Raw genomic sequence first — 19,085 nt, 5'->3', positions numbered from 1 at the left:
GTCACCTCACTTGACTGTCGTCATGGGCAGGCGTGTGCGGAGGCCAGGAAGAGCAGGTCGGTCGCGGTGGCGTGGGCGCCGGCGCCGTGGCTCTCGTGGAACTCCTTGACACGGTGGGCATCGCGGACGGCCCGGGTGGGCCGGGTGCGGGCGAGGGCGGTGAGCGGGAGCACCTTGCCCGGCCGGGCCGCTCCGGGCACGGCGACCCCGCCCTCCGCCAGCATCGGGATCCTGCTCAGGTGCACGCCGAACTTCTTGCCGAGGAGGCTGAAGCTGAGCTTGTTCAGCCCGTCGATCACCCAGTTCGCGAAGGCGACGAGCCCTTGGAGAGGTCCCTTGATCACCCCGGCGACGGTCTGGGCGCCGGTGGTCACGAACTGCCCCATCGCGGTGAGCGTGCGGGAGGTGGCGTCCTTGATCCGGGTGAACCCCTGGGGGATGTCCTTGGTGATCCAGTCGAGGACGGGCCGCACGGCGCTCTTCAGCCCGTTCCAGACCGCCGACACCCTGCCGCTCAGTGCGCGGGTGTCCCCGGTGGTGAGCGCCTTGAGGACGGCGAAGCCGGTGCCGATGAGGGTGCCGAGGGTGGTCAGGACGCCGGTGATCAGGGTGAGGTAGCCGGTGACGTACAGGTTCACGGCAGCGGCGACGGCCCTGAGGACCGGGCCGAGGACGGCCAGGTAGCCGGTGACGTACTGGAGGATCAGCTTGGCGAGCTGGTCCATCAGCCGTTGCCCGGTCTCGGAGTTGAGGGCGATGTCCAGCAGCCAGCCGCCCACCGGGAGGAGCAGGCCGGTGACGAAGCCGATCGGGTTGGCGCGGGTCAGGGCATTGACGACGATCATCACGCCGGAGCCGATGGTCATGGCGGTGCCGAAGGTGTCCAGGAGACCGCCGAGGACGCCGGAGGCGGAGATCAGCGCGCCCACGATCGCGAAGACGCCGCCGAGCCCGGCTTTGAGTTTGCCGAGGGATCTCCCGGCGCTCCTCACCCCGCTGCCGACGGACCTGAGGTCCGAGGCCGATCCGGTGGCGGTCCGTCCGGCCCTGGCGACGGAGCGGGCCGCGGTGGCGGCGTTCGCCTTGATGTTCTGGACCGCGGTGGCGCCCTGGCCGGCTGCAGCACCGACGCGGCTGAGGTCGTCGTCGGCATCCTTGACGCGATCGGAGAGGGACCGCAGCCTGGACTGGGTCTGCTCCGTCCTGGTCCGGAACGCACGCAGGGCGGGAACGGCCCCTTTGAACGGGTTGCCTGCGACCGTGCTGCTCATCCGCGCGCCTTCGCCAGGAACATCAGCGCGTCGGCGGTGCGCTGCGGGCTGCTGGTCTCGGCCGCGTAGTAGTGCTCGATGTGGAGCGCGCCACCGTCTGCGGTGGAGCCGCTCGTGGTGCCTCGGGCGGCCGCACGCTTCAGCAGCCGGTCGAGCTTGCTGAGCGGCAGTACGGCCTCCGCCTCACCCGCCTCGGCGAGGAGCGCCGGGACACCGCCGGAGCGGGGCAGTACGACACCGCCGGTGGCCAGCGCGGGGATCCTCGGCAGACTGACACCGAAGGTCTTGCCGCCGACCATCGGGACCCAGCCGGGGATGGAGACGTGGATGCCGTTGAGGGCGCCGATCGCCGAGTTGATGAGGCCGATGACGCCGTTGACCGGACCGCGGACCGCACCCTTGATGCCGTCGAAGGCACGGCCGGCGATGCCCTTGAGGCCGCCCCAGATGCTGGAGAGCCGGTTCTTGACGGTCTGGAAGGCGCTCGGGATCGCGGACCTGATCCAGCTGACGACCGGCGAGACGACGGCCTTGATGCCCTTCCACACCCCGGAGACGACCGAGCGGATGGCGTTGAGCGTGCCGGTGATGATCGTCTTCCACATGGTGACGTAGGTGCGGATGACGGTGGCGACGGCCTTGACGATGGTGGTGATCGCCGTCCTGATGCCGTTCCAGACCGACTTGATCAGCTTGCCGGCGTTCTTCATGATCGGCCCGATGGCCTTCATGACGTCGCTGATCACGCTCTTGATGACCTCGAAGGCCTGCTTGAGGACCTTCTGCATGGTCTTCGAGTTGGTCACCATGTCGATGACCTTGTCGATGAGCGGCTGCAGCAACTGCATGAGCAGGCCGAAGAAGTTGCCCTTCATCGACTTGTTCATCTTGTCCTGGCCCTTGGCCGCCCTGCTCGCCCCGGACTCGTACTTCCCGAGGTTCTTCCCGGCACTGGTACCGGTCTTGCCGGCCTTGCCGAGCGACTTCTCGGCCTGGTCCGACGCGGTCTTGAGGTCCTTCAACTCCTTCCCGGACCCGTCGGCGGCCGTCTTCAGCGCCTTCAGCTGACCGGCGCTCTTCTGACTGTCACTGCCGATCCCCTTGGCCGCGGTGCCGGCACCGGAGGCCCTGGACTTGAAGTCCTCCAGCGAACCGGAGGCCTTCTTCAGGGAACTAACGAGACTCATGGGACACCTCCTTGGGAGAGAGCCGGGTCAGGCGCCGATACGGTTGGCGGTCTCGGTGAACGCGACCCCCAGGTCCTGGAACATCCTCTTGACGTTGTCGGCGTTGCGACTGAGATCCCTGGCGGCCTCGGCGATGCCTCGCAGGGTCGTCGCTTTCGGAAGCTTTTCGTGATCGAAGGACTGGAGCTTCGTGTGGAGTTCGCCGACGGCCCCCGCCACGTCCTTGATGGTGTGTGTGGGATCCGGCTCCAGCTTTTCAGCCAGCTTCCCGATGGCGTCGGAGATCTTCTTGATCGTGCTCGCGGACTTCGTCTGTGCCATCTCGGTGTTGAACGCGTGGATTTTCGGCGGGAGTCCACTGAGTGCGGTCTTGAGGTCGTTCAGCAGTTGCGGCTGGATACCGTGCGGGTTGATGGAGACGGCGTTGTCCGCCTCGACCTGGGCGCGTGTCCGCCTGGCCGGCAGGCCGTTCTCCCCGATAGTGAAGACCTTGCCCGTCAGACGATTCGAGATCGCGTTGAGAATGGCCCCGTAGTTGAGGACCCTGTCCTTGAGGAAGGTGATCCCGGCGGCGCTCGCGAGGATGAGGATGCTCCAGCCGCTCAATTGTTTGAAAGCGTCCATCAGGTCCTTGAAGCCGATCGACTCAAGGAATGCTTCCCAGGGCTTCTTCTGCTCGTCCGGCCCCTCCTTGATGGCGTCAAGGATGTCCTTCTTGTCCTTTTGATTTAGATTGTCGCCGTTCTTCACGTGTGTGTTGAGTGTGACACTTACCGTACTGATGTCTTGCTTGAGTTCGGCGATTTTCTCCAGGACCTGTGCGTTTGAATCGCTGGCCATTTTCCACCTCACTTCGAAAGTCGATGAACGGTTGACTCCGCCGATCAGCGCCTGTTAGCTTTTTTGATTGCAGGCGGATATTCAATTGCAGAAGGGGGGGTCTGGTGAGGCCAGGCGGTGTGGTCGACCTCCTGGGAATACTTTTCGTATTCCTGGGGACGTGCGGTCTAATTCTTCAGCTGAACAGCTTTTGGGATTATCGGCGCCTGAGGAAGTTGGAGCGCAGTGGTGTGGAGGGTGCGGCAACCATTGCCCGTTGGGAGCCCGTGGGCGGACAGATGCGCCTGTACCTTCAGGTCCGCCTGTCCGGAGGAGGGTCTTCGGAGGAATTCGAAGAGGTGATGCTGGAACCGATCGGATCGCCGGGTGACGAGGTGCCCGTCATCTATGACCCGGAAAGGCCGACGCGGGCGAGAACCGGCACCCGCGGCGACATCGACTACCGCGATGAGCGCATGATGGTCTTCCTCTTCGGGTACGGCGGGTTGGCCCTGTTTGCCGCCGGGATTTTGATGGTGGCCCTGTCCCGTCCGTTCTTCTGACGACCTTCGGCCGAAAGCGCGTGGCCGGCGCGCGGCGGCCTTCGCCGTCCTCGCGGTCCGGTCGGGTGCTCGCTGCGGCTGTCGGTCGTACCGGGCGGGAACCGGGCGGCACCACGGGGTCCCGGGAATGGGGCGGTGGATCGCGCCGCCGTCGCTTCGGGTGGTCGCGCGCTCGACCGGGAGCCGGCCCGGATGCCTCGACTGCCGGTCAGCAGCGACCCGTTGGCGGGCTGGCGGGAGGGGGCTGCGGCTGGTCGAGGCGGTGTCGCGGGGGGTCGGGACGGCGCCGGGCGGCGTATGGCGAGAAGCCGGTGTGGTGCGCGTTCCCCGAGGGCGTCAGCGGCGGACGCGGCGGGCTTCGGTGAGCGCGTCGGTCCAGCCGGCCGCGTAGGCCCGGGACTCGCGGGTGAGCAGTTCCTCGTACAGCCGGTCGAGCAGTGCCTCGCGGTCGGGCGCGGGGGAGTGCAGGAGGTGGGCGAGGCGGGAGTAGGTGTCGATCGGCTGCTGCGGGAAGTTGCTCGTGCCAGTCGCCATGTCTGTCGGCCTGCTTTCCGGTCTGTCCGCTGGGCTGGTGGTACAGGTGCGCTCCTGACGCGCTCGAGCGTCTGTTCGAACTAGTGTACGAGTAATCCCGTGGTGTCGCTCCGTGTTTGCCGAAGCCGATTGGTTTCACTCTCTGTCGTCACCGGGGCCGGACCTGCGGCGATGCGGGGGTGCAGTGGATGTTGTGTCGGATCCGTGGCTTGGGATCCGGCCGTTCTCCCGTCGGTGAAGTGAAAGTGAACGGTGTGGCCTCGCAAGGGACCTGAGGGCCTGTCATGCGACGGTGGACGGCCACAGGGCGGCCGTCCTCGCGCGGGGGGCGCGATGGGGCAGGGACGAGAGCAAGGCCTACGGGGTGGACGGGGACGCGGACGCGGGTAACGCGCGGCAACGGCAGGTGATCGACTGGCTCGAACAGGCCGCCGATCTGCCACATCTCATCGCTCGTCTCTCCGAGCTGGTCCTGAGCCTCGGCCACCGGCCGCAGGACCTGGTCATCCTGCCGCGCGGTGAACTCGACCGGCGGGAGACGGCCGCCCACAGCGCGGGCTGGGCCGACGTGGCCGACGAGCAGCTTCCGGTCGTCCGGCGGGCGTACGAGCAACGGATCACGGCCGCCTGTCTCCAGGGCCAGGAGGACGCCCGGACCGGGCGGCTGCCCCGGCGGGCCCGCAGGCCGGAAGGGCAGCCCGGCGGTCGCGGTGAGGTCATTCACCTGCCGTATGTCCGACTCCTGCACCCGCCGTCCGAATGGACGCGGGTGGAACAGCGCGGGGAGCGGGAGCGGTTCGTCGCGGACGGCGGACGGCGGACGGCGGACGGCGGACCGTGGGCCGACCCCGGCGTCTGCGAGGACGCGGAGGCGGAAGCGGACGCGGACGCGGACATGGACGCCGGTCCCGGCACCGACACCCTGCTCTCCGCCCGCGAGGTGCGCGAGAAGCGGGTGGTGCCGGCCGCCGCCGAACGGCGTTCGGTCGTACGGCGGAACGGGCGGCCCAGCGTGCCTCCGCTGCATCGTGAGGGTGCGGCCGGCGGCCGGGACAAGGTGCGCCGGCCGGACGCCGGGGAGCAGCAGGAGGAGGGCGATCCGGTGACCGGGGCGCGGCTCTCGGAGAAGGCCCGGGCCCTCGCGGACGAGCTGGAGGGCCGGGCCCCCGGCCGGCGCCGGGACGAGTGACCTGCCGGCTGCGGGGCGGGTCAGCCGAAGAAGCGGGCCAGCTGCGCGGCCGACGGTGCCGCGTCGGAGGCGGGCGAGGCCGCGGCCGGGCCCGGTGCGCTCTCGGCGGCCGGCGGTGTTGCGTCGTCGTACGACGGTCTCGGTACCGGCGTCGGCGGATCCGGCTGGTCGCCCTCCTCCGAGTTGACGGACGCGAACATCCAGTTCGCGGCCGCCAGATGGTCCACGGCGGCGGCCAGGAGGTGGTCGGACACCGACCACTCCGCGGCCTCGCCGTGCAGCTCCCGGTTCAGGGCGCTGTCGCGCGGCAGGTGCTTGACGAGCAGCGCGAGACGCCGGGCGGACAGCGTCTGGCGATGCCAGTCGAGCAGGTCGATGCCGTAGTAGCGGAGCAGGTCCGCTTCGAGGGCCTCGGCGTGTTCGTCCACGAACCCGACGAGGCTCAGCCTTCCCCCAGGCCGAGCCCGGTCTCCTTGCCGTAGGCCTCCAGGACGGCGGCGATGTCCTGCATGGTGACCTCGTGCTGTTCGAAACGGGCGAACTGCTTCTCGCCGAGCAGCAGCCGCAGCAGCCCGTCCACGTCGTTGTCGTCGAGCTTGCGCAGGGCCTTCGCGGTCGCGCGGGTCAGCTCGGTCGGCAGGGTGTAGCTCTCCTCGTCGATGTCGAACGACCAGGTACGGCCGAGGGCCTCCAGGCGCTGGGCGCGGGCGGCGTTGACGTCGAAACGGGTCATGGTGCTCCTTGTGTGAGAGGCGGGGGGCGGGTCCGGGGTGGGACGGACCGAGGTGTCCGTCCCACCCCGGCGGATCAGGAGGCGGCGTACGCCGAGTCCTTCATCACGAAGCCGGCCAGCGCCGAACCGTCGGCCGAGGCCATCGCCGTGAAGGTGATGCCGAGCTGGGCCGCCGACTTGCGGGCCAGCTTGATGTCGTCGGCCGCGGTGACCTGGCCGCGCGGGATGCCGAAGCGGTAGGTGACGGCGGTGCCGTCGCTCGCCTTGACGTCCGTGAACTCCAGGCCCAGCGCCCGCACGTCGGCGAACGGACGGTCGGCGATGTCGTACTTGTAGACACCGGTCGAGCCGGTCACCGCGTCCACCGTGCCGCCGCCCATGAAGAACGGCAGCGTGTCCTCGTTGAACTGCATCAGCGAGAACTTCAGGGTCAGGTCGCGGTCCGAGTACACGAAGTGCACCGGGCTCACGGCCTGCCACACGTCGACCGGCTCCAGCTTGTCCTTCTTGGAGAAGGTCACGCCGTCACCCGAGGTGAAGCCGAGGTTCTGCCAGCTCGCCCAGTCGGTGGCGGTGTCGGTGGAGAAGGTCGTCGGCACGTCGGTGCCGGCGGTGGCGACGTAGAGGCGGCCTACGCCGGCGATGCGGATCTCGGAGGAGTTGGTTCCTGCCATGGTCGTTCTCCTTGGTGGTGGGGTCGTTGTCGGGGTGGGCTGCCGTACCGGGTCCTGTCCGGGTACGACGAAGGCCCCGCCGGGGTGGCGGGGCCTTCGGTCTGTGGGGTGGGGGGTGAGGCGGGGGCGTCAGTAGACGTCGACGTACACCTTCATCACGGTCACGTAGCGGTTGGCGGCCGAGTAGAGGTAGTCAGGCAGCCAGCGCGGGCCGTCCTGCTCCTCGACCTCCGTGACGAGGTTGGTGCCGTAGCGGTGGTCCGCCATCGACAGCAGGATCTGGCGGGCGTCGTTGGCCAGCACGTGCGCGGCCTGCTTCGTCGGGCCGTACACCTCCAGCTCGATCAGCGGCTGGTCGACATGGCGCTCGCCGGCCCAGGCGCCGCCGCGGCGGTTGACGAAGACCGCGGGGGTCGTGCCGTCGAAGCCGGCCGGTGCCTGCACGGCGACGGTGGCGCCGGAGAGTCTGGAGTCGTCGTCGAGGACGTCGACGATCATCGCCTCGATGTCGGGGAACGAGGCGGGTGGGGTGGGTGTGGTCATGCCGGATCACCTCGGGGCAGCGTCGGGATGAGTGCGGCCGGCCTGCGGACACAGCTCCGCCGCTGCACCAACTGTGACAGAGAGCGTGCGCGCACGCAACTAAGTCGGGGAGGGAGTCGGAGAGAGGGGTCGGGGGAAGGGCTCAGTCGCCGGCGGTCGCCGCATCCGCCAGGGGGCGGCCCTCCTCCTGGCCGTGTCCGACGGCCGTCGCCACCTCGGCCGGCAGGAACTGTTCCACCACGCGCACGAACATCTCCCGTCGGTCCGCCGGCACTCCCAGCAGGTCGGCCACCTCCTCGAGGGTGGGCCGGCGGCCGAACTCCGCGCTCGGCGCCGGTGCGGTCAGGTGGTCGTGCGGGTCAGCGAGTTCCTCCGCCGTGAGGCGACCGGAGCGGATCAGCATCTCGCGGACCGGGACGCCCAGCACGCGGGCGAGCCTGCGTGTGGTCTCCAGGTCCGGCATGCTCTGGCGCTGCAGCAGGCGGGTGACGGCGGCCCGGTGGACCCCCGCTTCGTCCGCTATGCGCGACTTGCCGCCGCCGCGTGGGCTGTCGATGTCGTAGCCGCGCTCGCGCAGCAGGTCTTCGACCCATGCGGCGAACGACTCCAGGTCCTGACTGGTCATCTGAGGGCTCGCTTCCTTCGGGGTGCGGCAAGTTTAGCTTGCTTGCGCGCACGGAATTACGTGCTCTCGTGCAAGCAACGAGGAAAGTCCGTGCGATACGGGGAGATTCCGTGGGGGGGCGACGCCCGGGTGGTCCTGATTCTTCCATGATCGGCCGAAAGGGCCACTGGCATATTTGTTGCGAGCGCGCGCGCAATCTGTAAGTCTTGACGGCGCTCGCCTCACATCAGCCCCACCGGAGCCACCTTGGGAGGCCCCATGTCCGTCTCCGTCACCGGTTCATGTCCACCACCCGCCTGGCAGGCCGCGGCCGCCTGCGCGGGGCTCCCGCCCCGGATCGTCTTCTCCAGGAAGGTCACGGAGGCCGCGCCCGCCCTGCGGGCCTGCACCCGCTGCCCGGTGCGCCGTCACTGCGAGGAGGCCGTCGCCCCCGCCGACAACTGGTTCGACGGCGTCTGCGGCGGCCGCCTCTGGCGCCGGGGCCGTGCCGTCGCGATACCGGCCCAACTGCTGCCGGTCATGCAGGGCCCGGTCGTACGGGGCGCCCTGCGCCGCGGAGGCTCCGTTGCCTGACCGCCGTACGACCCCTGCTTCTCCTGTTTCTTCTGACGCTCCCTCCGACGACCGCCCCGCCCGCAACGCCGCCGAGCGCGCCGCCCTGTGGATCGGCCTGCTCCTGCGGCAGTTCCCGGAGCTGTCCGTCGAGCTCGCCCCCGGCCGCGCCGCCCCGGACCACCGGCCCACGCCCGCGCCGCCGCCCGCGGACCTCGCCGGCCGGCTCCGTACGGAGCGCGCCGAGGCCCTGCGGCTCCAGCAGGTCCACGGTCTCGTCGCCCCCGGCCACGGCGCCGCCCCGCTGCGGCTGCACATCTCCGACACCATCCGGGACGTCACCGACGGCGTGGTCGAGCTCGAGGAGGCGGTACGGGACCGGCTGGGGCTGCCCCGCGTCCGCCGCGCCTCCGTACCGGAGCGGCTGCGGCGGATCGCCGGTCTCCTCGACGACATCGCCGCCGACGCGGTTCTCGCCGCCCACGTCCGGGACGAGGCCCGCCGGATGGCCCGGCGCTGCGCCCGTGCCCTCGGTGACACCGAGACCGTCGTCCGTGTCTCCGGGCGCTGCCCCTGGTGCGACTCCGTCTCGCTGCGGGCCTTCCCGGACCGGGCCGCCGTCCTCTGCGTCAACCCGGCCTGCCGTTGCACGGACCCGGACTGCGGCTGCCACGACGACCCGGCCTGCCGGCACGCCTGGGCCGAGGGGGAGTGGCGGCGCCGATGAAGTCCACGCACGCCGACCCGCCCACTCTCGTTCCCGGGCCGCTCGCCGCCCAGGAGGCCGGCGTCGCGCCGGCCACCATCAGGAAATGGGTGCAGCTGGGCCACCTGACGGCCGCCGGCAAGGCGGGCCGGTCGGCCCTGTTCCGCCTGGAGGACGTCTTCGCGGCGGAACGCAGGGCGTCCCGCCGTCCGTGACGACCAGGGGTGCGCCTCGGCGCGGGCGGGCACCCGGGGGTGCGTGGGGGCTGGTCAGGCAGTCCCCACGCGCCTTGCGCCACACTCCCGCCCGTCTGTGAAACCCGCCACCGGCAGCTCGCGACGCGTTCCGTTCGCGTGTCGTTCGTCTTCGTGGTATATCGGAAGGCGGCCTCGAAACCGCTGATCAGAGCCTCCGTGACCGGTCCCGGCTTCCTGGTTTTGACCGAAGTGACTGCGCTGGGTACGCTCAGACCTTGTGCCTGGGGTGTGCCCTGATCCTCGTGCGTGCCTTCAAACCGCACCGGAGTGACGAAGTGGCCACCGCGATCCGCGCCCCCTTCTGCCGTTCGGCAGGAGTCCACGGAATCCGACACACCCGACCGCGTGGGTCGGCGACGTTCCAGGTTAGCTTCACCATTCGGCACACAGAAACCGGAGAAGTAGTGCCTACGATCCAGCAGCTGGTCCGCAAGGGCCGGCAGGACAAGGTCGAGAAGAACAAGACGCCCGCACTCGAGGGTTCCCCTCAGCGTCGTGGCGTCTGCACGCGTGTGTTCACGACCACCCCGAAGAAGCCGAACTCGGCCCTGCGTAAGGTCGCGCGTGTGCGTCTGACCAGCGGTATCGAGGTCACTGCTTACATTCCGGGTGAGGGACACAACCTGCAGGAGCACTCCATCGTGCTCGTGCGCGGCGGCCGTGTGAAGGACCTGCCCGGTGTTCGCTACAAGATCATCCGCGGCTCGCTCGACACCCAGGGTGTCAAGAACCGCAAGCAGGCCCGCAGCCGCTACGGCGCCAAGAAGGAGAAGTAAGAATGCCTCGTAAGGGCCCTGCCCCGAAGCGCCCGGTCATCATCGACCCGGTCTACGGTTCTCCTCTTGTCACGTCGCTCATCAACAAGGTGCTGCTGAACGGCAAGCGCTCCACCGCCGAGCGCATCGTGTACGGCGCCATGGAGGGCCTGCGCGAGAAGACCAGCAACGACCCGGTCATCACGCTCAAGCGCGCGCTGGAGAACATCAAGCCCACGCTTGAGGTCAAGTCCCGCCGTGTCGGTGGCGCCACCTACCAGGTGCCGGTCGAGGTCAAGCCCGGCCGCGCCAACACCCTGGCGCTGCGCTGGCTGGTCGGCTACTCCCGCGCCCGTCGCGAGAAGACCATGACCGAGCGTCTGCTCAACGAGCTTCTCGACGCTTCGAACGGCCTCGGTGCGGCCGTCAAGAAGCGCGAGGACACCCACAAGATGGCCGAGTCCAACAAGGCCTTCGCGCACTACCGCTGGTAGTCGCTACCCACATCGAGACCGAGAGAAGACTGAAGCCTTATGGCTACCACTTCACTTGACCTGGCCAAGGTCCGCAACATCGGGATCATGGCCCACATCGACGCGGGCAAGACGACCACTACCGAGCGGATCCTGTTCTACACCGGTGTGTCGTACAAGATCGGCGAGGTTCACGACGGCGCCGCCACCATGGACTGGATGGAGCAGGAGCAGGAGCGTGGCATCACGATCACCTCTGCTGCCACCACCTGTCACTGGCCGCTGGAAGACGTCGACCACACGATCAACATCATCGACACCCCGGGCCACGTCGACTTCACCGTCGAGGTGGAGCGTTCGCTCCGCGTGCTCGACGGTGCCGTGACGGTGTTCGACGGCGTCGCTGGTGTCGAGCCCCAGTCCGAGACCGTCTGGCGTCAGGCGGACCGCTACGGCGTGCCGCGTATCTGCTTCGTCAACAAGCTCGACCGGACCGGTGCCGAGTTCCACCGCTGCGTGGACATGATCAAGGACCGTCTGGGCGCGCAGCCGATCGTCATGCAGCTCCCGATCGGTGCCGAGGCCGACTTCCAGGGCGTCGTGGACCTGGTCCGCATGAAGGCGCTCGTGTGGTCCGCCGAGGCCACCAAGGGTGAGATGTACGACGTCGTCGACATCCCGGCCACGCACACCGAGGCTGCCGAGGAGTACCGCGGCAAGCTGCTGGAGGCCGTCGCCGAGAACGACGAAGAGATCATGGAGCTGTACCTGGAGGGCGAGGAGCCCTCCGAGGAGCAGCTGTACGCCGCGATCCGTCGTATCACCATCGCGTCCGGCAAGTCCAAGGACATCACGGTCACCCCGGTGTTCTGCGGTACCGCGTTCAAGAACAAGGGCGTTCAGCCCCTGCTCGACGCGGTCGTGCGCTACCTGCCCTCCCCCCTTGACGTCGAGGCCATCGAGGGCCACGACGTGAAGGACCCGGAGGTCGTGGTCAAGCGCAAGCCGTCCGACGAGGAGCCGCTGTCCGCGCTGGCGTTCAAGATCATGAGCGACCCGCACCTCGGCAAGCTCACCTTCGTCCGGGTCTACTCGGGCCGCCTGGAGTCCGGCACCGCCGTGCTGAACTCCGTCAAGGGCAAGAAGGAGCGCATCGGCAAGATCTACCGCATGCACGCGAACAAGCGTGAGGAGATCGAGTCGGTGGGCGCCGGCGACATCATCGCCGTCATGGGTCTGAAGCAGACCACGACCGGTGAGACGCTGTGCGACGACAAGCAGCCGGTGATCCTGGAGTCCATGGACTTCCCGGCGCCGGTCATCCAGGTCGCCATCGAGCCCAAGTCCAAGGGTGACCAGGAGAAGCTGGGTGTCGCCATCCAGCGTCTCGCGGAGGAGGACCCCTCCTTCCAGGTTCACTCGGACGAGGAGACCGGCCAGACCATCATCGGCGGTATGGGCGAACTGCACCTCGAGGTGCTGGTCGACCGGATGCGCCGTGAGTTCAAGGTCGAGGCCAACGTCGGCAAGCCGCAGGTCGCCTACCGTGAGACGATCCGCAAGGCCGTCGAGCGCGTGGACTACACCCACAAGAAGCAGACCGGTGGTACCGGTCAGTTCGCCAAGGTGCAGATCGCGATCGAGCCCATCGAGAGCGGCGACGCCTCGTACGAGTTCGTGAACAAGGTGACCGGTGGCCGTATCCCGAAGGAGTACATCCCTTCGGTGGACGCCGGTGCGCAGGAGGCCATGCAGTTCGGCATCCTCGCCGGGTACGAGATGACGGGCGTCCGCGTCACGCTTCTCGACGGTGCCTACCACGAGGTGGACTCCTCCGAGCTCGCGTTCAAGATCGCCGGCTCGCAGGCCTTCAAGGAGGCCGCGCGCAAGGCGTCCCCCGTGCTCCTCGAGCCGATGATGGCCGTCGAGGTCGTCACGCCCGAGGACTACATGGGTGACGTCATCGGCGACATCAACTCCCGCCGTGGCCAGATCCAGGCCATGGAGGAGCGGTCCGGTGCCCGCGTCGTGAAGGGCCTCGTGCCCCTCTCGGAGATGTTCGGTTACGTCGGAGACCTCCGCAGCAAGACGTCGGGTCGCGCAAGCTACTCGATGCAGTTCGACTCCTACGCCGAGGTTCCGCGGAACGTCGCCGAGGAGATCATCGCGAAGGCCAAGGGCGAGTAACGCACCGCGCTACGACGCTTTAGGCTTGACCCCGGAGCCTCACGGGCCGTTCCTCCGCATTCGTGGCGGAATGGCCCGGGGCCCGGGAACCAACAGCAAAGATCACCTGGCGCCGATCGAATCAAGGCGTACAGAACCACTCCCAGGAGGACCCCAGTGGCGAAGGCGAAGTTCGAGCGGACTAAGCCGCACGTCAACATCGGCACCATCGGTCACATCGACCACGGTAAGACGACCCTCACGGCCGCCATTACCAAGGTGCTGCACGACGCGTACCCGGACCTGAACGAGGCCACCGCGTTCGACAACATCGACAAGGCGCCCGAGGAGCGTCAGCGCGGTATCACCATCTCCATCGCGCACGTCGAGTACCAGACGGAGACCCGTCACTACGCCCACGTCGACTGCCCGGGTCACGCGGACTACATCAAGAACATGATCACCGGTGCCGCGCAGATGGACGGCGCGATCCTCGTCGTCGCCGCCACCGACGGTCCGATGCCGCAGACCAAGGAGCACGTGCTCCTGGCCCGCCAGGTCGGCGTGCCGTACATCGTCGTCGCCCTGAACAAGGCCGACATGGTGGACGACGAGGAGATCCTGGAGCTCGTCGAGCTCGAGGTCCGTGAGCTCCTCTCCGAGTACGAGTTCCCGGGCGACGACCTGCCGGTCGTCAAGGTCTCCGCGCTCAAGGCCCTCGAGGGCGACGCCGAGTGGACCCAGTCCGTCCTCGACCTGATGAAGGCCGTCGACGAGTCCATCCCGGAGCCCGAGCGTGACGTCGACAAGCCGTTCCTGATGCCGATCGAGGACGTCTTCACGATCACCGGTCGTGGCACCGTCGTCACCGGTCGTATCGAGCGTGGTGTCCTCAAGGTCAACGAGACCGTCGACATCATCGGCATCAAGACCGAGAAGACCACCACCACGGTCACCGGCATCGAGATGTTCCGCAAGCTGCTCGACGAGGGCCAGGCCGGTGAGAACGTCGGTCTGCTCCTCCGTGGCATCAAGCGCGAGGACGTCGAGCGCGGCCAGGTCATCATCAAGCCGGGTTCGGTCACGCCGCACACCGAGTTCGAGGCGACCGCGTACATCCTGTCCAAGGACGAGGGTGGCCGTCACACGCCGTTCTTCAACAACTACCGCCCGCAGTTCTACTTCCGTACCACGGACGTGACCGGCGTCGTGACCCTCCCCGAGGGCACCGAGATGGTCATGCCGGGCGACAACACCGACATGAAGGTGGAGCTGATCCAGCCCATCGCCATGGAGGAGGGCCTGAAGTTCGCCATCCGTGAGGGTGGTCGCACGGTGGGCGCCGGCCAGGTCACCAAGATCAACAAGTGATCTCGGCCCGCAAGGGCTGACCAGGCAGGTATCTGAAGGGGCTCGTACGACTTCGGTCGTACGGGCCCCTTCGCCGTTGGCGTTCCGCCGCGAGCGGGCCGGGAAGGCCGGTGCCGCTGCCCCACGGCGTCGGCCGGACCGGCGCGAGGGCGCCGGCGTGGCCGGTGACGGGCGGCTGGGGAAGGCGTGGCCCCGGCTGGAGCACGGGGTGACCCCGCTGTCGGCGGGTGAGGTTACGGTGCGGGCGTATCCGTCCCCGCGACGGGGCGCTCGGGCCCCATGCGCCCCATGCGACTCACAGGTCCCCTGTCCGCGGGCCGGGGCCGATCGGACGGTACCCGCGCACGGTGGGCCCGGGCGGTATCGCCTGGAGTTCTGGGCGGTGGACCCCACGGTGGTGGTGCAGCGGCTGCTGATCGACACGGGCGGGCTGACCGTGATCTGCCTGGGCCGACTGGAGAGCCGGCGGCTGTGAAGTGTCTCAGTCCCGCGGTGCGAAGAGCAGGTTCCGGGTGTGGGCGGGCCGGGGCTCGCGCCAGTGCACCAGCGCGCCGTCGGCCTCGGTGATCCAGTGGGCGTCGTAGCCGAGCGGTGCGAACTCGGCGAACAACTCGTCGAGGGAGGCGTCGACCAGGGCCTCCAGGACCAGGGTCGGCCGGTCGCGCTTGAGCACCTGACGGGCCCCGTGCAGCACCGACATCTCGTGGCCCTCCACGTCGATCTTGACGAGGTCCAGCTTGGTGTCGGCGAACACCTCGTCGAGCGTGACCAGCCGGATGCGCTTGAGCTGGGCGTCGGGAGCGGCGCCCTCCAGGGTCGAACCGGTGGACAGCAGGTTCCCGGAGAACCGGACACTGATGTCGGCCCAGCCGGGCTCGCTGGAGACACCGGCCTGGTAGAGCTTGACGTTCGGGACGCCGTTGGAGCGGACGTTCACGGACAGCCGGGAGTGGATCTGGTCGACCGGCTCGAACGAGTGCACCTTCGCCTTCGGGCTCGCATGGGCCGCGATCATCGAGAAGTAACCGACATGGGCGCCGACGTCCGCGATCGTCGTGCTCCGCGCCGCCAGCCGGGCCCAGGTGGCGAGGGTGCCGGGCTCGTAACCGAACGTCCCGTTCCACAGGGTGTCCATGGCCACCGCATCGTCGTTCACGCAGAACATCACGAACGGCGGACAGTGCGGCGAATCGATCTCGACGTAGCCGCGGTACGGGAACTTCTTGCGGTGCACGCGGATGATGTCGCCGGTGGAAACGGGCCGGACCGATGGTGCGTGGGCCAGCATGCGGGCATTGGCTGCTTCGACCTCGGAAATACGCATTGGGCGATGGTAAAGCCAGGGCCAGAGATTGTCACAGGGTGCGGAAATATTCCGTAAGGACCGCTCGCAGGCAGGTGCGAGCTGTTATTCAGCGCGGCAACCGCTTCGAATAACGTGGAATTCACCTTTCCTTTTCCTGAAGCGGATCGGCCTGCGGGCCGGGTGGAGATTTCCCGGTTCACGTCACTCGGCATGGCCGTGAGCCCCCACGGTGCGGAGTGACGGCGTCGTCACGCACCGTGGAGGCGGCGCGTCGTCGTGGCACGGTCGTTCGGCGGAGGAGCGTGGGATGAGTGTGGACGGCGTGGCGGAACGGCTCAGGAGCGAGGCGGACGAGCCTGGTTGGGAGGCGGATCCCGACGACGAGTGGGGCGTCGCGGTGATCGCCACGGTCGGGCGCCGGCTGAAGCTCCGGCGGGAGGCGGTGGAGATGCGGGCCGCGGAGTTCGGGGAGGCGGTCGGCTACGGGGAGGACATGGTCTACAAGATCGAGGGCGGAAAACGGATTCCCCGGCCGGAGTATCTGGACAGGGCCGACGAGGTGTTGGACGCGGGCGGGCTGCTTTGGGCGATGAAGGAGGACGTGCGGCGGGTCCGGTATCCCAAGAAGGTACGTGACCTGGCGCAGTTGGAGGCGAAGGCAGTCGAGTTGCAGCTCTGCGACCCGCTCCACATTCACGGGTCGTTGCAGACGCCCGAATACGCGCGCGGGCTGCTTCTGATGCGCCGCCCGGCGTACAGCGGGGACGAGGCGGAGCGGTTCATCGCCGCGCGGGTGGCCCGCAAGGCCGTCTTCGAGCGGGACCCGGCGCCCGAACTCAGCTTCGTTCTGGAGGAATGGACGCTGCGGCGGCCGCTCGGCGGACGGGCGGTGCTCCGTCAGCAGCTGGAACACCTGCTGGAGGCGGCCCGGCTGCGGGACGTCGAGCTCCAGGTCATGCCGATGGACCGCGAGGAGCACGCGGGGGTCGACGGCGGGATCGAGGTGCTGAAGTCCGAGGACGGTTCGGCGGTAGGGCGCTCGCCTGCGGTGTCGGGCGGCCGACCGGTGTCCGATCCGAAGCAGCTCCGTATCCTTGAACTGCGGTATGGCGTCATCCGGGCGCAGGCGCTCACGCCGCGTGAGTCGGCGGCCTTCATCGAACAACTGCTGGGGGAGAGATGATCCGCACGACCACGGCCGAGGACGCCTCCGGTCTGACGTGGTTCAAGAGCAGCTACAGCAGCGGCAGTGAGGGCGACTCCTGCGTCGAGGTCGCCACCACCCCCGACACCATCCACGTCCGCGACTCCAAGAACCCCCCTGCCCGCGGCCCCCGCCTCGCCTTCCCGTCCGCCGCCTGGACCGCGTTCCTCTGCTGCGCGGCCGTGGCCGGCGGCGAGTGAGGTACGTCCGCGAACTCCTGGCGCCGCTCGGGGAAGTGGTGGCCGTCGGCGCCACGACTGCCACCGGCACCTGGTCGCTCGCGGACGTGTCGGCCGGTGCGTTCCTGGCGGAGAGACGGCAGCAGTGGACCGTCTCCTCGCCGCCGTCTGCGCGCTCTGCGCCTTCGACGAGGACGAGGCGAGGGCGGCCGCCGACGAGACGGGCTGCTTCCGGGACTACAAGCTGTCTCCGCCGGATATCGTCCTCTGGTCCGCCGCGTCAAGGCCGGCCACCGCCCGCACGACGAGGCGCTGGAGGAGTCGCTCACGAGTCCACCGGAGCGGAGCTACCGCCATGTCGGCCCCGCCGAACCGGCCGTCGCGGTGCCGGGGTCCACCGGCACCGGGACCCGCATCACGTTTGCCGCCGATGTCGACTCGTGGGCCGGACGGCAGTCGCCGACGGAGCCGGCCGAGCCGTTCACCTACGCCGTCGGCCTCGACGGCGGGCTACGGCTGGCTCCGCGCCGGAGCGAGCACGTGGCCTGTGCGGGAGGCGCGATGGCACTGGGCGCTGGAGGGATCACCTTCGTACGCGAGGCGGGGCACTGGCTGGTCGGTGAAGGCAGCGACCAGTCGACGGGCTGCCGCCCCGTCGTCACGTCCTGGCCCGCGGTCGCCCCCGCACTCGACCGCATCCCGCTCGGCCACCCCGCCCGCTTCACGCACGAGGCCCGAGCGGTCGCTACTGCACCTTCGGGCCGCCGCCACCCTGCTGCCGTTCCTCCGGCCGTACCGCGTCCTTCGCCTTCTTCGCGAGGTCGTCGTCCAGCTTCTTGAACTCGCGGACCACGGTGTCGGACATGTCGGCGAGCGAGTCGATCTGCTTGCTGATGTCCTCGCGGCCGTCGTGCCAGTTGGACTCGAAGTCGTCGAGGGCGTCGTAGACCGTACCGCTGCCGATGTCGTCCCGGTAGGACTCGAACATCTTCTTGGTGTGGTTGAGACGTTCCTTGATGGAGCGCAGCTGGCGGCCGTAGTCCTCCAGCTCGCTCAGCGGTATCGCGAGGTCGCTCTTGCCTTTGCCCACGTGACCGTCCCCCCGTTCGCGCATCTCGTAGTCTGGGCCGCACCGTATATCAGATCACCGGAACGGGGGCGACGTACACCATGGCCCGCTACATAGAGACGCTCACCGTCGAGCGCGGCGGTTTCCGGATCAAGGTGCCCGAGTCGTGGTGGGAGTTCGACGTGCGGCCGGAGTCGCGGGACGACTCGATCCGGCGGATGGTGGACGAGCGCGTGGCCCAGCATCCGGAGCTGGTCCCGTACCGGGACACCTACGTCACCTTCCTGCGCAAGTCCGCTGCCGACGCCTGGAAGTCGGGCGCGCTGTACTGCGGTTGCATGGCGGAGAGCTTCGGCGGGGACACGCCGGTCACGGGCTCGGTCACGGTGTCGCTGATCGGCGGCCGCACCCGCGAGGGCGCGCCGCTCTCCAACGACCCGGCCGCCATCGCCTCCCAGCTCGCGCCGAAGGAGGCGCACCGGGAGGGCGACTCCTGGCGCAAGGTGACCACCGTCGACATCCCCGGCGTGGGCCCCGCCGCGCGCACCTACGGCATCGAGGACATCCAGATCCCCGAGGACAGCCTCGGGCGCACGGTCCGCGCGGTCCTGATGCAGACGTTCATCCCGGTCCCCGGGCAGGAGGGCAAGGTGGCGCTGGTCGCCGGCAGCAGCCAGGTCCTGGACCTGGCCGACTCCTTCTTCGACATCTTCGACGCGATCACGTCGACGTTCCGCTTCGCGGACCGGGGCTTCACCTCGAACGGCCGTTCCTTGTAAGTTCGCTTGTGCACAGGCGTGTTGACGGTGCTTACGCGACGGGGGTTGCGGGGACATGGCGGGGTATCGGCCGGCGGACTGGCATCCACTCGACCTCGACCGGGACCCGACGCCCGGGGATCCGCAGCGT

General features: G+C 68.7%; 24 protein-coding genes. 13 read left to right on the top strand and 11 right to left on the bottom strand.

What is annotated here, in order from left to right; genetic code table 11:
• Positions 1 to 20: 20 nt before the first annotated feature.
• Genes ACZ4O3_RS41890 through ACZ4O3_RS41880 form a run of 3 tightly spaced genes read right to left on the bottom strand, consistent with a single transcriptional unit; the run spans position 21 to position 3,298 of the window.
• Positions 21 to 1,271 carry a phage tail family protein gene (locus ACZ4O3_RS41890; RefSeq protein WP_467727611.1) on the bottom strand — a complete coding sequence of 417 codons (1,251 nt, stop codon included), beginning with the start codon at positions 1,269 to 1,271 and terminating at the stop codon, positions 21 to 23.
• A complete protein-coding gene (locus tag ACZ4O3_RS41885; protein ID WP_467727609.1) occupies positions 1,268 to 2,458 on the bottom strand; it encodes a phage tail protein in 1,191 nt (396 codons plus the stop codon). Before ACZ4O3_RS41885 ends, ACZ4O3_RS41890 begins: the two co-directional genes overlap by 4 nt.
• Positions 2,459 to 2,485: 27 nt before the next feature.
• A complete protein-coding gene (locus ACZ4O3_RS41880; protein ID WP_467727608.1) occupies positions 2,486 to 3,298 on the bottom strand; it encodes a hypothetical protein in 813 nt (270 codons plus the stop codon).
• 119 nt (positions 3,299 to 3,417) lie between these two features.
• On the opposite strand from ACZ4O3_RS41880, the gene ACZ4O3_RS41875 reads away from it, so the two are divergent.
• Positions 3,418 to 3,840 (top strand): DUF3592 domain-containing protein, encoded by a 423-nt coding sequence (locus tag ACZ4O3_RS41875; RefSeq protein ID WP_362728166.1) that lies wholly within the window; start codon positions 3,418 to 3,420, stop codon positions 3,838 to 3,840.
• A 336-nt stretch (positions 3,841 to 4,176) separates the two neighbouring features.
• On the opposite strand, the gene ACZ4O3_RS41870 is transcribed toward ACZ4O3_RS41875, so the two are convergent.
• Positions 4,177 to 4,374, bottom strand: a complete 198-nt coding sequence (locus tag ACZ4O3_RS41870) for a hypothetical protein (RefSeq protein ID WP_467727607.1) — start codon at positions 4,372 to 4,374, stop codon at positions 4,177 to 4,179.
• 292 nt (positions 4,375 to 4,666) lie between these two features.
• Between ACZ4O3_RS41870 and ACZ4O3_RS41865 the strand changes: the two genes are divergently transcribed.
• On the top strand, positions 4,667 to 5,563 hold the full coding sequence (locus ACZ4O3_RS41865; protein WP_467727605.1) for a hypothetical protein: 897 nt from the start codon (positions 4,667 to 4,669) through the stop codon (positions 5,561 to 5,563).
• 20 nt (positions 5,564 to 5,583) lie between these two features.
• Here ACZ4O3_RS41865 and ACZ4O3_RS41860 read toward each other — a convergent pair whose 3' ends face one another.
• The 5 genes from ACZ4O3_RS41860 to ACZ4O3_RS41840 form a co-directional block, all read right to left on the bottom strand.
• Positions 5,584 to 5,940 (bottom strand): hypothetical protein, encoded by a 357-nt coding sequence (locus tag ACZ4O3_RS41860; protein ID WP_467727637.1) that lies wholly within the window; start codon positions 5,938 to 5,940, stop codon positions 5,584 to 5,586.
• A 65-nt stretch (positions 5,941 to 6,005) separates the two neighbouring features.
• Complete coding sequence (locus ACZ4O3_RS41855; RefSeq protein WP_362716968.1) at positions 6,006 to 6,296, bottom strand: hypothetical protein; 291 nt, start codon at positions 6,294 to 6,296, stop codon at positions 6,006 to 6,008.
• Positions 6,297 to 6,370: 74 nt separating this feature from the next.
• Positions 6,371 to 6,970, bottom strand: coding sequence for a phage tail tube protein (locus tag ACZ4O3_RS41850; RefSeq protein ID WP_362716970.1), 600 nt, complete (start codon positions 6,968 to 6,970; stop codon positions 6,371 to 6,373).
• A 129-nt stretch (positions 6,971 to 7,099) separates the two neighbouring features.
• Positions 7,100 to 7,513: a hypothetical protein gene (locus tag ACZ4O3_RS41845; protein ID WP_362716973.1), complete on the bottom strand. Its 414-nt coding sequence runs from the start codon at positions 7,511 to 7,513 to the stop codon at positions 7,100 to 7,102.
• Between the two features lie 142 nt (positions 7,514 to 7,655).
• Positions 7,656 to 8,138 (bottom strand): helix-turn-helix domain-containing protein, encoded by a 483-nt coding sequence (locus ACZ4O3_RS41840; protein WP_362716976.1) that lies wholly within the window; start codon positions 8,136 to 8,138, stop codon positions 7,656 to 7,658.
• Between the two features lie 258 nt (positions 8,139 to 8,396).
• On the opposite strand from ACZ4O3_RS41840, the gene ACZ4O3_RS41835 reads away from it, so the two are divergent.
• The 8 genes from ACZ4O3_RS41835 (at position 8,397) to ACZ4O3_RS41800 (ending at position 14,893) form a co-directional block, all read left to right on the top strand.
• Positions 8,397 to 8,711, top strand: a complete 315-nt coding sequence (locus ACZ4O3_RS41835) for a WhiB family transcriptional regulator (RefSeq protein WP_362716979.1) — start codon at positions 8,397 to 8,399, stop codon at positions 8,709 to 8,711.
• Positions 8,704 to 9,417 carry a hypothetical protein gene (locus tag ACZ4O3_RS41830; RefSeq protein WP_467727602.1) on the top strand — a complete coding sequence of 238 codons (714 nt, stop codon included), beginning with the start codon at positions 8,704 to 8,706 and terminating at the stop codon, positions 9,415 to 9,417. Before ACZ4O3_RS41835 ends, ACZ4O3_RS41830 begins: the two co-directional genes overlap by 8 nt.
• A complete protein-coding gene (locus ACZ4O3_RS41825; RefSeq protein ID WP_362716985.1) occupies positions 9,414 to 9,611 on the top strand; it encodes a hypothetical protein in 198 nt (65 codons plus the stop codon). The genes ACZ4O3_RS41830 and ACZ4O3_RS41825 overlap by 4 nt, the downstream gene beginning before the upstream one ends.
• A 446-nt stretch (positions 9,612 to 10,057) precedes the next feature.
• On the top strand, positions 10,058 to 10,429 hold the full coding sequence (gene rpsL / locus ACZ4O3_RS41820) for a 30S ribosomal protein S12 (RefSeq protein ID WP_003948652.1): 372 nt from the start codon (positions 10,058 to 10,060) through the stop codon (positions 10,427 to 10,429).
• 2 nt (positions 10,430 to 10,431) lie between these two features.
• Positions 10,432 to 10,902 (top strand): 30S ribosomal protein S7, encoded by a 471-nt coding sequence (rpsG, locus tag ACZ4O3_RS41815; RefSeq protein ID WP_007384059.1) that lies wholly within the window; start codon positions 10,432 to 10,434, stop codon positions 10,900 to 10,902.
• A 39-nt stretch (positions 10,903 to 10,941) separates the two neighbouring features.
• Entirely contained in the window at positions 10,942 to 13,068 is a 2,127-nt protein-coding gene (gene fusA / locus ACZ4O3_RS41810) for an elongation factor G (protein WP_362716989.1), read from the top strand.
• Between the two features lie 156 nt (positions 13,069 to 13,224).
• A complete protein-coding gene (gene tuf, locus ACZ4O3_RS41805) occupies positions 13,225 to 14,418 on the top strand; it encodes an elongation factor Tu (RefSeq protein ID WP_351693772.1) in 1,194 nt (397 codons plus the stop codon).
• Entirely contained in the window at positions 14,366 to 14,893 is a 528-nt protein-coding gene (locus tag ACZ4O3_RS41800) for a hypothetical protein (RefSeq protein WP_467727601.1), read from the top strand. The genes tuf and ACZ4O3_RS41800 overlap by 53 nt, the downstream gene beginning before the upstream one ends.
• 6 nt (positions 14,894 to 14,899) lie before the next feature.
• Here the strand turns inward: ACZ4O3_RS41800 and ACZ4O3_RS41795 are convergent, their stop codons facing one another.
• Positions 14,900 to 15,742 (bottom strand): FkbM family methyltransferase, encoded by an 843-nt coding sequence (locus tag ACZ4O3_RS41795; protein ID WP_362716996.1) that lies wholly within the window; start codon positions 15,740 to 15,742, stop codon positions 14,900 to 14,902.
• A 289-nt stretch (positions 15,743 to 16,031) separates the two neighbouring features.
• On the opposite strand from ACZ4O3_RS41795, the gene ACZ4O3_RS41790 reads away from it, so the two are divergent.
• Together ACZ4O3_RS41790 and ACZ4O3_RS41785 are read left to right on the top strand one after the other, a co-directional pair.
• Positions 16,032 to 16,907, top strand: coding sequence for a helix-turn-helix domain-containing protein (locus ACZ4O3_RS41790; protein ID WP_467727599.1), 876 nt, complete (start codon positions 16,032 to 16,034; stop codon positions 16,905 to 16,907).
• On the top strand, positions 16,904 to 17,128 hold the full coding sequence (locus ACZ4O3_RS41785) for a DUF397 domain-containing protein (protein ID WP_362717002.1): 225 nt from the start codon (positions 16,904 to 16,906) through the stop codon (positions 17,126 to 17,128). Before ACZ4O3_RS41790 ends, ACZ4O3_RS41785 begins: the two co-directional genes overlap by 4 nt.
• Positions 17,129 to 17,852: 724 nt before the next feature.
• Here the strand turns inward: ACZ4O3_RS41785 and ACZ4O3_RS41780 are convergent.
• Positions 17,853 to 18,197, bottom strand: coding sequence for a hypothetical protein (locus ACZ4O3_RS41780; protein ID WP_467727597.1), 345 nt, complete (start codon positions 18,195 to 18,197; stop codon positions 17,853 to 17,855).
• An 80-nt stretch (positions 18,198 to 18,277) separates the two neighbouring features.
• On the opposite strand from ACZ4O3_RS41780, the gene ACZ4O3_RS41775 reads away from it, so the two are divergent.
• Positions 18,278 to 18,955 carry a hypothetical protein gene (locus ACZ4O3_RS41775; RefSeq protein ID WP_467727596.1) on the top strand — a complete coding sequence of 226 codons (678 nt, stop codon included), beginning with the start codon at positions 18,278 to 18,280 and terminating at the stop codon, positions 18,953 to 18,955.
• Positions 18,956 to 19,085: the final 130 nt, after the last annotated feature.

Source organism: Streptomyces sp. NPDC026515 (assembly GCF_055567595.1).
This window is presented reverse-complemented; position numbering and strand designations above follow the sequence as displayed.

Bases quoted from the DNA above. Each gene is read 5' to 3' on its own strand.
- ACZ4O3_RS41890 (WP_467727611.1), bottom strand. From the start codon at position 1,271: ATGAGCAGCACGGTCGCAGGCAACCCGTTCAAAGGGGCCGTTCCCGCC.
- ACZ4O3_RS41885 (WP_467727609.1), bottom strand. From the start codon at position 2,458: ATGAGTCTCGTTAGTTCCCTGAAGAAGGCCTCCGGTTCGCTGGAGGAC.
- ACZ4O3_RS41880 (WP_467727608.1), bottom strand. From the start codon at position 3,298: ATGGCCAGCGATTCAAACGCACAGGTCCTGGAGAAAATCGCCGAACTC.
- ACZ4O3_RS41870 (WP_467727607.1), bottom strand. From the start codon at position 4,374: ATGGCGACTGGCACGAGCAACTTCCCGCAGCAGCCGATCGACACCTAC.
- ACZ4O3_RS41855 (WP_362716968.1), bottom strand. From the start codon at position 6,296: ATGACCCGTTTCGACGTCAACGCCGCCCGCGCCCAGCGCCTGGAGGCC.
- ACZ4O3_RS41850 (WP_362716970.1), bottom strand. From the start codon at position 6,970: ATGGCAGGAACCAACTCCTCCGAGATCCGCATCGCCGGCGTAGGCCGC.
- ACZ4O3_RS41845 (WP_362716973.1), bottom strand. From the start codon at position 7,513: ATGACCACACCCACCCCACCCGCCTCGTTCCCCGACATCGAGGCGATG.
- ACZ4O3_RS41840 (WP_362716976.1), bottom strand. From the start codon at position 8,138: ATGACCAGTCAGGACCTGGAGTCGTTCGCCGCATGGGTCGAAGACCTG.
- ACZ4O3_RS41835 (WP_362716979.1), top strand. From the start codon at position 8,397: ATGTCCGTCTCCGTCACCGGTTCATGTCCACCACCCGCCTGGCAGGCC.
- ACZ4O3_RS41825 (WP_362716985.1), top strand. From the start codon at position 9,414: ATGAAGTCCACGCACGCCGACCCGCCCACTCTCGTTCCCGGGCCGCTC.
- rpsG (WP_007384059.1), top strand. From the start codon at position 10,432: ATGCCTCGTAAGGGCCCTGCCCCGAAGCGCCCGGTCATCATCGACCCG.
- fusA (WP_362716989.1), top strand. From the start codon at position 10,942: ATGGCTACCACTTCACTTGACCTGGCCAAGGTCCGCAACATCGGGATC.
- ACZ4O3_RS41795 (WP_362716996.1), bottom strand. From the start codon at position 15,742: ATGCGTATTTCCGAGGTCGAAGCAGCCAATGCCCGCATGCTGGCCCAC.
- ACZ4O3_RS41790 (WP_467727599.1), top strand. From the start codon at position 16,032: ATGAGTGTGGACGGCGTGGCGGAACGGCTCAGGAGCGAGGCGGACGAG.
- ACZ4O3_RS41785 (WP_362717002.1), top strand. From the start codon at position 16,904: ATGATCCGCACGACCACGGCCGAGGACGCCTCCGGTCTGACGTGGTTC.
- ACZ4O3_RS41775 (WP_467727596.1), top strand. From the start codon at position 18,278: ATGGCCCGCTACATAGAGACGCTCACCGTCGAGCGCGGCGGTTTCCGG.